Annotated in this window: 10 protein-coding genes; 9 read left to right on the top strand and 1 reads right to left on the bottom strand. The window is 72.5% G+C overall.

Going from position 1 to position 11,924, the window contains the following annotated elements:
* Positions 1–130: 130 nt before the first annotated feature.
* On the top strand, positions 131–640 hold the full coding sequence (locus tag AB0A90_RS19655) for a helix-turn-helix domain-containing protein (protein ID WP_357249693.1): 510 nt from the start codon (positions 131–133) through the stop codon (positions 638–640).
* 6 nt (positions 641–646) lie between these two features.
* On the opposite strand, the gene AB0A90_RS19650 is transcribed toward AB0A90_RS19655, so the two are convergent.
* Positions 647–2,053 (bottom strand): lysine 2,3-aminomutase, encoded by a 1,407-nt coding sequence (locus AB0A90_RS19650; protein WP_357249520.1) that lies wholly within the window; start codon positions 2,051–2,053, stop codon positions 647–649.
* A gap of 154 nt (positions 2,054–2,207) precedes the next feature.
* Here AB0A90_RS19650 and AB0A90_RS19645 point away from each other — a divergent pair, with 154 nt between their 5' ends.
* The 8 genes from AB0A90_RS19645 (at position 2,208) to AB0A90_RS19610 (ending at position 11,858) form a co-directional block, all read left to right on the top strand.
* Positions 2,208–3,257 (top strand): zinc-binding alcohol dehydrogenase, encoded by a 1,050-nt coding sequence (locus AB0A90_RS19645; protein ID WP_357249690.1) that lies wholly within the window; start codon positions 2,208–2,210, stop codon positions 3,255–3,257.
* A gap of 5 nt (positions 3,258–3,262) precedes the next feature.
* The gene (locus AB0A90_RS19640) at positions 3,263–4,828 is read left to right on the top strand and encodes an amidohydrolase family protein (RefSeq protein WP_357249517.1); all 1,566 of its coding nucleotides are present in this window, start codon (positions 3,263–3,265) and stop codon (positions 4,826–4,828) included.
* Entirely contained in the window at positions 4,825–6,384 is a 1,560-nt protein-coding gene (locus tag AB0A90_RS19635) for a lysine 5,6-aminomutase subunit alpha (protein ID WP_357249514.1), read from the top strand. The genes AB0A90_RS19640 and AB0A90_RS19635 overlap by 4 nt, the downstream gene beginning before the upstream one ends.
* The gene (locus AB0A90_RS19630) at positions 6,381–7,142 is read left to right on the top strand and encodes an OAM dimerization domain-containing protein (RefSeq protein ID WP_357249511.1); all 762 of its coding nucleotides are present in this window, start codon (positions 6,381–6,383) and stop codon (positions 7,140–7,142) included. Before AB0A90_RS19635 ends, AB0A90_RS19630 begins: the two co-directional genes overlap by 4 nt.
* A complete protein-coding gene (locus AB0A90_RS19625; RefSeq protein WP_357249508.1) occupies positions 7,139–7,531 on the top strand; it encodes a hotdog domain-containing protein in 393 nt (130 codons plus the stop codon). Before AB0A90_RS19630 ends, AB0A90_RS19625 begins: the two co-directional genes overlap by 4 nt.
* A complete protein-coding gene (locus tag AB0A90_RS19620; RefSeq protein WP_357249505.1) occupies positions 7,528–8,865 on the top strand; it encodes a glutamate mutase L in 1,338 nt (445 codons plus the stop codon). Before AB0A90_RS19625 ends, AB0A90_RS19620 begins: the two co-directional genes overlap by 4 nt.
* Before the next feature lie 550 nt (positions 8,866–9,415).
* Positions 9,416–11,014: an apolipoprotein N-acyltransferase gene (gene lnt, locus AB0A90_RS19615; RefSeq protein ID WP_357249687.1), complete on the top strand. Its 1,599-nt coding sequence runs from the start codon at positions 9,416–9,418 to the stop codon at positions 11,012–11,014.
* A gap of 34 nt (positions 11,015–11,048) precedes the next feature.
* On the top strand, positions 11,049–11,858 hold the full coding sequence (locus AB0A90_RS19610; RefSeq protein WP_357249502.1) for a polyprenol monophosphomannose synthase: 810 nt from the start codon (positions 11,049–11,051) through the stop codon (positions 11,856–11,858).
* Positions 11,859–11,924 lie beyond the last annotated feature (66 nt).

Genomic DNA, 11,924 nt, shown 5'->3' with positions numbered 1-11,924 from the left:
GACATGGTGGTAGTCGTACCGTAGGCCGGAAACGGAGCAGCTGTTCCGCTGTGGGGTCAAGTGAGAGTGGGGCGAATCGGGGATGTCTCAGATACGGCGTGCTGATGCCCGGTTCAACCGTGATCGGGTGATGGCGGCGGCTCGGGAGGCGTTCGCGTCGGCGGGGCTCGAGGTGCCCATGCGGGAGGTGGCGCGACGGGCGGGGGTTGGTGTGGCGACCCTGTACCGGCACTTCCCGACGCGTACGGAGTTGGTGGCGGCGGTCCTGGCCGAGCGGGTGGACGACTGCGGTGTGCGGATGCGCCGGGCGCTCGACGACCCGGACCCGTGGCGGGCGTTGTCCGGCGTGGTGCGCGAGTTCGCTGAGCGGCAGATCCATGACCGGGAGCTCAACGAGGTGCTGTTGGGGCCGGGTGAGTTGGGTGCGGCGTTTCAGAAGGAGCGGCGGGAACACGCGCAGGCGTTGAACGTGCTGGTGGTGCGGGCGCGGGCCGCGGGTGTGCTGCGCGACGGCGTCGGCGCGGACGAGGTCCGGGCCGGGCTGCTGGCCATCGCGTCGCTTCGGCGGTTGCCGGCGACGACGAGCGTCCGGGTGATCGGTCTGGTGGCGGACCTCGTCGTCGCCGGTATCCGTGCCTGACGGTCGTCAGTCGTCGCGGTGGGCGGTCCACCACTGCTGGCCGTCGGCCGGGAGGGTGTCGATCGGGTCGTAGTAGGCGTAGCGCTTGTTGAGCGCCTCCAGGTCGGCGGATTCGATGGAGGTGCGGTAGTTCTTGGTCCAGTAGGAGATGCCGCGCTCGCGGTCGTAGTCGGTGAGCATGTGCACCCAGCGTTTGCCGACGAAGGGCACGTCGCAGACGATGCGGGGGGTGGCGTAGCCGGGGAGGTAGCCCATGATGTCGTGCTGGAGTTGCTGGGCGTGCCAGACCGGAACCCGCCAGTGTTCGGCGTTGGGGATCATGTCGCACATGTAGAAGTAGTACGGCAGGATCCCGGCTTCGCCCTGGAGGGCGAAGCAGAGGTCGAGCAGTTCCGGGGTGGTGGCGTTGACGCCGCGCATGAGGACGCCCTGGTTGCGGACGTCGCGGACGCCGACGTCGAGGGCGGTCTGGGCGGCCCTGGCGACCAGTGGGGTGAGCGACTGGGCGTGGTTGACGTGGGTGTGGATGGCGAGGTTGACGCCGCGGCGGGCGGCGGTGCGGGCGACGCGTTCCAGGCCTTCGACGACGTCGGGTTGCAGCCAGTGCTGGGGGAGGCCCATGAGGGCTTTGGTGGCGAGCCGGATGTCGCGGACCGTTTCCAGTTCCAGCAGGCGCATGAGGTACGACTCGAGGTTGCGCCAGGGGACGTTGGCGACGTCGCCGCCGGAGACGACCACGTCGCGGACGCCGGGGTGGGCCTTGAGGTAGGCGATGTGGGCGTCGTAGCGGTCGACGGGCTTGAGGGTGAGCTTGAGTTTGTCGACGGCGGGGGTGGAGTTGCCGACGAGGTCCATGCGGGTGCAGTGCCCGCAGTACTGGGGGCAGGTGGAGAGCAGTTCGGCGAGGACCTTGGTGGGGTAGCGGTGGGTGAGGCCTTCGGCGACCCACATGTCGTGCTCGTGGAGGCTGTCGCGGCTGGCGTAGGGGTGTGAGGGCCAGTCGGTGCGTCGGTCGGAGGCGACCGGGATCATGTAGCGGCGGATGGGGTCGGCGAGCAGCGCCTCGGTGGTGGGGGTCGCGAACGGCACCATCGTGTTGATCATTTGGGGTGGCACCAGCATGGACATGGTGGCCATGGCCTGCTGGTCGGCCTCGAGGTCGGCGTAGAAGGTGTCGTCGACGAGGTCGCCGAGGACGGCGCGGAGCTGCTTGGTGTTCTTGACGCAGTTGACGCGTTGCCACTGGGCGGATTCCCACTGGTCGCGGGTGATGTGGCGCCAGCCGGGGAAGCGGGTCCAGTCCGGTTCGACCAGGGGGCGGCGGTGGTATTCGTAGGGCTGCCCGGCGGTCGGTACGGCGACCGGGGCGTGACGGGGTTGAGGGATGGTCTCAACCGGTTGGGTCTGGGTCACGGCCCCTCCTCGGTGTTACGGCTGATCAGCAAGGCCCGAAGGCTACTGGAAAATATTCGGTGCAGAAACTAGTCTGCCGTAAGTTTTCCCGTTACGCGAGCCTTGACCGGGGGGCTTCGGGCGGCGGCTGGGGGAGGTTGGCGTGACGTCACCGGTGGGCTTGCACCGTGTCGTGCAACCGGCGGGGGTGCTGCCGCAGGCGGCGTGGCGCCTGGACGCGTCGGCGGCGATCGGGCCGAACGAGGTGCGGATCCGGGTGCAGCGGCTCAACCTGGACGCGGCGAGCTTCCGACAGTTGTCGGAGAAGCACGGTGGGGACGGCGCCGCGGTCCGCGCCGAGGTGCTGGAGATCATCTCCACCCGGGGGAAGATGCAGAACCCGGTGACCGGGTCCGGCGGCATGCTGATCGGCACGGTCGAGGAGGCCGGCCGGCGTTCCCCGCTCGGGCTCAGGGCGGGGGAGCGGGTCGCGACCCTGGTGTCGTTGACGCTGACGCCCCTGGTGATCACCGACGGGTTGGCCCGCTGGGACGGGCGCAGCGAGCAGGTGCCCTGTGACGGGTGGGCGATCCTGTTCGCGCGGTCCATCGCCGCGGTGCTGCCCGACGACGAGGATCCGCAGTTGTCCCTGGCGGTGCTGGACGTGTGCGGGGCGCCCGCGCTGACCGCCCGGGTGGTGTCGCGCTACGTCGAGGAGCGCGGTCGCCTCGGTGACCCGACGCCGGTGCGGGTCGCGGTGATCGGCGGGGCGGGCAAGAGTGGGTCGCTGTCGCTCGCCGCGGCGCGGCGGGCCGGTGCCGCGCGTACCGTCGGGGTGGTGCCGGTGGCGGCGGAGCGCGACGCGCTGACGGCTGCCGGCCTGGCGTCGGTGGTGGCGTTGGCCGACGCGCGGGACCCGGTGGGGTTGTCCACGGCGGTGACCACGGCCCTGGGTGCGCCGGCGGATGTCACGGTGGTGTGCGTGGACGTGCCGGGGTGTGAGCACGGGGCGGTGTTGGCCACCGCGGACGGCGGCACGGTGATCTTTTTCTCGATGGCGACGAGCTTCTCCGCGGCGGCGTTGGGCGCCGAGGGGTTGGCGGCGGACGTGACGATGCTGGTGGGCAACGGGTACGTGCCGGGGCACGCGGAGTTGGCGCTGGGCCTGTTGCGGGCCGAGCCGGGGGTGCGTCAGCTTTTCGCGGCGCGGATCGCGGCAGACTGAGAGTCATGACGAACCCCTCGACGTTGTACCGCGGCGGTGTGCTGCACTGCCCCGCCGACCCGAGCGCCACCGCGCTGCTGGTGTCCGGTGGGCGGATCACCTGGTTGGGGACCGACGGTGACGCGCCGCCGGCCGACCGGGTGGTGGATCTGGGTGGGGCGCTGGTGACGCCGGCGTTCGTCGACGCGCACGTGCACGCCACGGACACCGGGTTGGCGTTGGCCGGGCTGGATGTGGCCGGGGTGCGGTCGGCGGGGCAGTTGCTGGACGCGGTGGCCGGGTTCGCGGTGGGTCTGCCGGCGGACGCGGTGGTGCTGGGGCACGGCTGGGACGAGTCGGGCTGGTCGGATGCGACGTTGCCGGACGCGGCGGCGGTGGGCCGGGCGGCTGGTGGACGGCGGGTGTATCTGTCGCAGGCGTCGCTGCATTCGGCGTTGGTGTCGTCGGCGATGCTGGCGGCGTGCCCGGAGGTGGTCGGGGCGGTCGGTTACGACGCGTCGGGCTGGTTGCGTCGCGACGCGCACCACGTGGTGCGGGCGGCGGCGCAGGGGTCGGTGAGTCGGGCGCAGCGGGTCGCCGCGCAGCGGGTGGCCCTGTCGCACGCGGCGTCGTTGGGGATCGCGGCGGTGCACGAGTGTGGTGGGCCGGAGATCTCCGACGAGGAGGACTTCACCGGCCTGCTGGGCATCTCGGGTGCGGGGTTGCCGGAGGTGTACGGGTACTGGGGTGAGTTGGGTGGCGCGGCGCGGGCCCGGGAGTTGGGTGCGGTGGGCGCCGGTGGTGACCTGTTCGCCGATGGCGCGTTGGGCTCGCGGACGGCGCATCTGTCCCAGGAGTACGGCGACGGCGCCGGGTGCGGGCACGGCTACCTGACGGCCGAGCAGGTGCGCGATCACCTGTTGGACTGCGCGGCGCACGGTGTGCAGGGTGGGTTCCACGCGATCGGTGACGCGGCGATCGGCACGGTGCTGGACGGGTTCGCGGCGGCGGCGACGACGCTGGGTGTGGAGCGGCTGCGCGCGGCCCGGCACCGCATCGAGCACGCGGAGATCATGAACAAGCGGTTGATCGCGCGGTTCGTGGAGTTCGGGGTGGTGGCGAGCATGCAGCCGGCCTTCGACAGGTTGTGGGGCGGCGCGGGCCGGATGTACGAGTCACGGTTGGGGTTGGACCGGTCGTTGGAGTCGAACCCGATGGGCGCGATGCACTCGGTGGGTGTGGCGTTGGCGTTCGGGTCGGATTCGCCGGTGACGCCGTTGGATCCGTGGGGGTCGGTGCGGGCGGCGGCAGCGCACCACAACCCGACGCAGCGGATGAGTGTGCGTTCGGCGTTCGCCGCGCACACCCGTGGTGGGTGGCGGGCGGTGCACCTGGACGCCGAGGGGGTCCTCGCGTTGGGCGCGCCGGCGACGTTCGCGGTGTGGTCGACGCCGGCGGGGGTGCAGCGGGGACTGCCGGTGTTGCTGGCCGAGGATCCGGAGGCGCGGGGTCCGGACGACCCGACGCCGTTGCCGGTGTGCCGGCGGCTGGTGCTGCGCGGTGAGGTCATCTACGAGGAAGGGTCATCATGACCGGGAAGCTTGATCTTGATCCGGTGCTGGTGGCGCGGGCGCGGGAGTTGGCGCGTCGGGCCGGGCAGCCGGTGGTGGACCTGGCCCGCAGCCACACCACCGTGTCGGTGGAGCGGGCGGTGCTGCGGTTGGCCGGGGTGACCGGTGCGGACCCGGACGGGATTCCGTGGGTGAACCGGCTCGTCGACGCGGTCGCCGCGGACGTCGGGTTGGGTCACGGGGTCGCGGTGCCGGTGTTCGACGCCCTGGCCCGCGAGGGCGGCACCGACGTGACGTTGCTGGCGCAGAAGGCCGCCGCCGGGTCGGTGCGGTTCGACCTGCCTACCGGGCGGGCCGCCACGGCCGCCCGGTCGGCGGCGCGCAGGGCCGTCGGCGCGGGCATTCGGCGCATCGACCGGCGGCGCGCCGAGCGGGACCGGCTGATCAAGCGCCACGGTGACCCGAAGCAGCGGCCGTGGATCTACCTGATCGTGGCCACCGGGGACATCTACGAGGACATCCCGCAGGCGCAGGCCGCCGCGCGGGCGGGCGCGGACGTGATCGCGGTGATCCGCTCCACCGGCCAGTCGTTGCTGGACTACGTGCCCGAGGGTGCGACCCGGGAGGGGTTCGCCGGCACGTACGCCACGCAGGAGAACTTCCGGCTGATGCGGGCGGCGTTGGACGAGTCGTCGAGGGAGGTGGGCCGCTACGTGCGGTTGACCAACTACGCGTCGGGGTTGTGCATGCCGGAGATGGCGACCCTGGCCGGGCTGGAACGCCTCGACATGATGTTGAACGACTCGATGTACGGGATCCTGTTCCGCGACATCAACCCGGTGCGCACGTTCGTCGACCAGCGGTTCTCCCGGCAGGTGCACGCCCGCGCCGGGATCATCATCAACACCGGTGAGGACAACTACCTGACCACCGCCGACGCGGTCGACGAGGCGCACACGGTGACGGTGTCGCAGCTGCTCAACGAGTTCTTCGCGCACGAGGCGGGGTTGGCGGACTGGCAGTTGGGGTTGGGGCACGCGTTCGAGATCAACCCGGAGGTGCCGGAGTCGTTCCGCCTGGAGTTGGCGCACGCCCTGCTGGCCCGGGAGTTGTTCCCGGACGCGCCGTTGAAGTGGATGCCGCCGACGAAGCACATGACCGGTGACGTGTTCCGGGGCAACCTGCTCGACGGGTTCTTCAACCTGGCGGGCGCGCTGACCGGTCAGGGCATCCTGCTGGTGGGGATGATGACCGAGGCGGTGGTGACACCGTGGTTGTCGGATCGGGACATCGCGTTGCAGAACGTGCGGTACGTGCTGGGCGCCGCCGGTGGGCTGCACGAGGACTTCGTGCCGGCGCCGGATGGGTTCATCCGCCGCCGCGCCAACCAGGTTCTCGGTGAGGCGCTGGACCTGCTGGAGCGCATCGGGGAGCAGACGTTGCTCACGGCCATCGCCGAGGGCACCTTCGGGATCATGAAGCGGCCCGCGGACCGGGGCAAGGGCCTGTCGGGAGTGGCCGCGCACGAGGCGGACTACTGCAATCCGGCCACCGACATCCTGGAGGCGGCGGCGTGAGCGAGCGAACCGGCAAGCAGATCGTGCGTCCGTACGGGGACACCACCGGTGACGGGATGGTGCAGGTGTCGTTCACCCTGCCGGTGGCCCACGACAAGCGGGCCGAGGGCGCGGCGGTGCAGCTGGCCAACAAGATGGGCATCGACCCGGCGATGGTGGTGCACGCCAAGCCGATGGGTGACGGGTTCACGTTCTTCGTGGTCTACGGGCGGGTCAACCACCTGGTCGACCTGAACGCGGTGCAGGTGGTGGAACGGGACTTCGCGCTGCTGTCGGCGAAGGAGGTCAACACGGTGGTCAAGCAGCGGTTGCGGCGCAAGCTGTCCGTCGTCGGGGCGTGCATCGGCACCGACGCGCACACCGTGGGCATCGACGCGATCCTCAACGTCAAGGGCATCGCGGGGGAGAAGGGCCTGGAGTACTACCGGGAGTTGAAGGTCACCAACCTGGGCGCGCAGGTCAGTGTGCCGGAGTTGGTGGAGGCAGCGAGGGTGGAGAAGGCCGACGCGGTGCTCGTGTCGCAGGTCGTCACGCAACGCGATGCGCACCTGCACAACACCCGGGAGATGTCGGCGGCGTTCCGGGAGGCGATGCCGGCGGGCCGGCGGCCCCTGTTGATCGTCGGTGGTCCCCGGTTCGACGAGTCGATGACCGACGAGTTGGGCGTGGACCGGATCTTCGGTCGGGGCACCACGCCCGGCGAGGTGGCCAGTTACCTCGTGCACGCCCTGATCACGCAACGGAAGGTGAACGCATGACCGACGCACGGCTCGGGTTGACGGTGACGCACCGGCGGTATGTGCCGTACTCGCACGCCCACTACGCCGGCAACCTCGTCGACGGGGCGTACGCCCTCGGGTTGTTCGGCGACGTCGCCACGGAGGTGTGTATCCGCACCGACGGCGACGAGGGCCTGTTCGCCGGCTACGCCGACGTGCGCTTCCACGCGCCCATCCATGCCGGTGACGTCATCGAGGTCACCGCCCAGGTGTCGCGGGTGGGCACCCGCAGCCGCACCCTGGAGTTGAGCTGTGCGGTGGTGTGCCGGGGCCGACCGGAGCGCTCGGCGTCCGCCGCCGAGGTCCTCGACCCGCCGATCGTGGCGGTCACCGCGACCGGCACCGTGGTCGTTCCCGCCGACTCGTGACCCTGGCGGTCTGCGCGGACGTCGGTTCCACGTACACGAAGGTGGCGGTGGTGGACCTGGCCGCCGGTGTGCTGGTCGGCGCGGCGGCGGCGCCGACCACGGTGGGCACCGACGTGCTGCACGGCCTGGACGCCGCGGTCGCGGCGGCCACCGCCGGACTGGGGGTGCGCGACGCGCCGTGGTACGTGTGCTCGTCGGCCGGTGGTGGGCTGCGGCTGGCCGTGGTCGGCTACGAGCCGCTGGTCACCGCGCAGGCGGGCCGGCGGGTCGGGTTGTCCGCCGGCGCGCACGTGGTGCACGTGGCGGCCGGTCGGCTCGGCGCGGCGGACCTGGCGGCGATGCGGGCGGCCCGCCCGGACGTGGTGCTGCTCGTCGGTGGCACCGACGGCGGTGACGCCGAGACGGTCACCCACAACGCGACCCGCCTGGCCCGCGCCCGGTGGCGGGTCCCGGTGGTGTACGCGGGCAACGCCGACGTGCGCGCCGAGCTGACCGGGTTGCTGGAGGCCGCCGGGGTGCCGGTGACCGGCGCGGAGAACGTCCTGCCCCGCATCGGGGTGCTCGCCCCGGCGTCGGCGCGGGCGGCGATCCGCGCGGTGTTCCTACGCCACGTCATCGGGGGCAAACGACTGTCGAGGGGCACCCGGTTCGCGCGCCTGGTGCGCGCGGCCACCCCGGACGCGGTGCTCACCGGTGTGGAGGTGCTCGCCGACACCCTCGGCGGTGACCTCGCCGTGGTCGACGTGGGTGGTGCCACCACCGACGTGTACTCGGTGCTCACCCCCGACGAGCGGGCCAGCGGGCCGGCGCGGCAGGTCGCCGGGAACCTGTGGCGGGCCCGTACCGTGGAGGGTGACCTGGGCATGCGGTGGAGTGCGCCCGGGGTGGTGCGGGCCGCCGTCGAGGAGCGGCTGCTCACCCCGGACGAGGCCGACGACCTGAGCGCCGCCGCGGCGGGTCGGGCCGCGGACCCGGCGTTTCTGGCTGTCGACGACATCGAGCGGGCCGTGGACCGGCGGATCGCCACCCTCGCGGCGACGGTGGCGTTGCGCCGCCACGCCCGCGGCGCCGCCACCGGTGAACGGGCCGGGCGGGACCTGCGCGACGTGCGGTTGCTGGTGGGTTCCGGTGGGGTGCTGCGGCACGCCTCGGCGGACACGTCCGCGCAGGTGTTGGCGGCGGTGCTGGCCGACCACGCCGGCGGGTGGGCGTTGCCGCGCGCCGCCGCCGCGGTCGTCGACACCGAGTACGTGCTGGCCGCCGGGGGGTTGCTCGCCGAGGAGCACCGGGCGGCGGCGGGGGCGCTGTTGCGCCACCATCTACGCACGCATTGAGACTCGCCGACCCGACACGCCGTGTCGCAACACACGACAGGCCGGGGGTGGGTTGACAACCGACGGGGGTCGGCACGTACCGTCTTTGAGTCCTACCACGGGAAGCGGCTGTTGTTCGCTTCGTCCTCTCGTCCGCTGGCCGAGCGACATTTTCAGCGTCATCGTCGCGGCGGCCAGGTCCAGCGGGCGGGGGTCGGCGGGGCGGCGCGAACCGGCCGCGGTTACCGGTGTACGGGCAGGGTGAGGTGCACGGCCAGTAGACAACGGCCCGGCGGGGGCAGCCAGTCCACGTCCGGTCGGTCCGAAGGTCGTCGTACCCCATCCTCGCCACACCGGCCGGGAAGGGCCTGGGAGCATCGGGGCGCGGCGTGAGCCGCGCCCCGATTTCATGTCCGCTGGGCGGTCTGTGCCGGCCGGCCCGATGCGGTCGGTTCGCAGGCCAGCCAGGTAGCCTTCGCCCCGTGATCGAGGTGAAGCGGTGACGATTCTGGACCGGGACGACACCCACAGCCCGGCCGCGCCGAGTCAGCCGGTCGGGACCGGTCGGCCGCTGCCGCTGCGGGTCGCCGTGCCCCTGGCCGTGGCCGCCGGGCTGGCCCTGCTGGTGGCGTTCCCCCCGTACGGGGTGTGGCCCCTCGCGCCGGTCGGGGTGGCGTTGCTGGCCGCCGCCGCACACCGGCGGCGGTTGCGCGCCGGCGCCGGCCTGGGCTTCCTGACCGGGGTGGCGTTGTTCGCCCCGCTGTTGGCCTGGACGAACCTGCACACCGGTTACCTGCCGTGGGTGCTGCTGTCGTTGCTGCAGGCCGGTTACCTGGCGCTGCTGGGCGTGGCCACCGCCTGGGTGTCGCCGCTGGCCGACCGGGTCCGCTGGGCGTGGCCGGTGCTGACCGGGCTGCTGTGGGTGGGGCAGGAGGCGCTGCGCGACCGCACCCCGTTCGGTGGGTTCCCGTGGGGGCGGTTGGCGTTCAGTCAGGACACCTCCCCGCTGCTGCGTCTGGCCGCGCTGGGCGGCGCGCCGCTGGTGACCTTCACGACGGCGCTCGTCGGCGGGTTGCTGGTCACCGCCGCGTGGCGGGGCTGGGCCGCCGCCCGTCCCCCCACCTCGCCCGCTGAGGGCTCCCAGGACGCCGACGGCGGGCGGGGGGTCACCTCGGCTCGCCGGTGGGCGCCGGTGGCCGCACCGGCCGCCGTGGCCCTCGCGCTGACCGCTGGGGGCCTGCTCGTGCCGGTCGCCACCGCCGGGTCGGGCGCCACCACCACCGTGGCGATCGTGCAGGGCAACGTGCCGCGGCTGGGCCTGGACTTCAACGCCCAACGGCAGGCGGTGCTCAACAACCACGTCGACGCCACCATCGAGCTGGCCGCGCGGGTCGCCGCCGGTCAGGAACGTCGCCCCGACCTGGTGGTGTGGCCGGAGAACTCCAGCGACATCGACCCGCTGCGCAACCCCACGGCCGGCGCGCGGATCTCCCAGGCCGCCGACACCATCGGCGCGCCGATCCTCGTCGGGGCGGTGCTGCTCGGCCCCGGCCCCGGGCAGGTCCGCAACGCGGGCATCCTGTGGCACCCCGGCACCGGCGCCGACCTGGACCAGCTGTACACCAAACGCCACCCCGTGCCGTTCGCCGAGTACGTGCCGCTTCGCGACATCGCCCGGATGGTCAGCAAGCAGGTCGACCTGATCCGCAGCGACTTCGTGCCCGGAAGCACCCCGGGCGTGGTACGCGCCGGCCCGGCCGTGCTCGGCGACGTGATCTGCTTCGAGGTCGCCTACGACCACGTGGTCCGCGACACCGTCGACGGCGGCGCGCAGCTGCTGGTCGTGCAGACCAACAACGCCACCTTCAACGTGGCGGAGGCCCGCCAGCAGATGGCCATGGTGCGGCTACGGGCGGTGGAGCACGGCCGACCGGCGTTGATGGCGTCCACGGTCGGCGTGTCCGGGTTCGTCGCACCCGACGGGCGGGTAAGCGATGCCACCGGGTTCAACACCCGGGAGGTCGTGGTGCGGCAGTTGCGGCTCGACGACGGACGTACCCTCGCCACCCGCCTCGGCTGGTGGCCGGAGGTGACGCTCGCCGCGCTGGCCGTGGCGGCCCTGGTCGGCGCGGCGGTGCTGCGCCGGCGGCAGCGGGTCATGCCCGGGTAGCAACAGCCGGTACGCCGGCGGGAGCGGAGGAACCATGATCCAGGCGACCGATACGATCCGACGCCCGGACGAGGTGCCGGGCGTGGGCCGGGTGCTGGTGGTGATCCCCACCTACAACGAGGCCGCCAACATCGCCTCGATCGTCGGTCGGGTCCGACGTGCCGTCCCGGCGGTGCGGATCCTCATCGCCGACGACAACAGCCCCGACGGCACCGGCGCGATCGCCGACGCCCTCGCCGACGGCGACGCGCACGTGCAGGTGTTGCACCGCCGCGGCAAGCAGGGCCTCGGCGCGGCGTACCTGGCGGGGTTCGGGTGGGCGCGGGAGCGCGACTACCAGGCAGTCGTGGAGATGGACGCCGACGGCTCGCACGCGCCGGAGGACCTGCCGGCGCTGCTGGAGGCCGCCCGCGACGCCGACGTGGTGATCGGGTCACGGTGGACCAGCGGCGCGCGGGTGCTCAACTGGCCGCTGCGGCGGCTGCTGCTGTCGCGCGGCGGCAACCTGTACGCGCGCCTCGCCCTGGGCATGCCCGTCTCGGACGCCACCGGCGGTTACCGGGTGTACCGGATCAGCGCGTTGGACGCCATCGACCTGGAGTCGGTGACGTCGCAGGGGTACTCGTTCCAGGTGGAGCTGTCCCGGCTGGCGCACCGGGCCGGGGTGCGGATCGTGGAGGTGCCGATCACCTTCGCCGAACGGGAACACGGGGACAGCAAGATGAGCCCGCGGATCGTGGCCGAGGCGCTGTGGCGGATCACCGCCTGGGGTGTGCAGGACCGGCGGCAGGCGGTACGCCGTGGCCTACATGGCACCACCACCGGTCAGGCGCGGTGGCCGTGAGGCGCCGCAGGCGCGGTGGCCGTGAGCGCGGCCGTGTCATGCTGGATGAGCGGGACACGTCCATGG

This window comes from Micromonospora sp. NPDC049204 (assembly GCF_040647935.1).
Lineage (GTDB): Bacteria > Actinomycetota > Actinomycetes > Mycobacteriales > Micromonosporaceae > Micromonospora.
This window is presented reverse-complemented; position numbering and strand designations above follow the sequence as displayed.

What these genes read in the sequence shown, in the direction of transcription:
- AB0A90_RS19610 (WP_357249502.1), top strand. Translation starts at nt 11,049, where the DNA reads ATGATCCAGGCGACCGATACGATCCGACGCCCGGACGAGGTGCCGGGC.
- AB0A90_RS19635 (WP_357249514.1), top strand. Translation starts at nt 4,825, where the DNA reads ATGACCGGGAAGCTTGATCTTGATCCGGTGCTGGTGGCGCGGGCGCGG.
- AB0A90_RS19655 (WP_357249693.1), top strand. Translation starts at nt 131, where the DNA reads ATGGCGGCGGCTCGGGAGGCGTTCGCGTCGGCGGGGCTCGAGGTGCCC.
- AB0A90_RS19640 (WP_357249517.1), top strand. Translation starts at nt 3,263, where the DNA reads ATGACGAACCCCTCGACGTTGTACCGCGGCGGTGTGCTGCACTGCCCC.
- AB0A90_RS19625 (WP_357249508.1), top strand. Translation starts at nt 7,139, where the DNA reads ATGACCGACGCACGGCTCGGGTTGACGGTGACGCACCGGCGGTATGTG.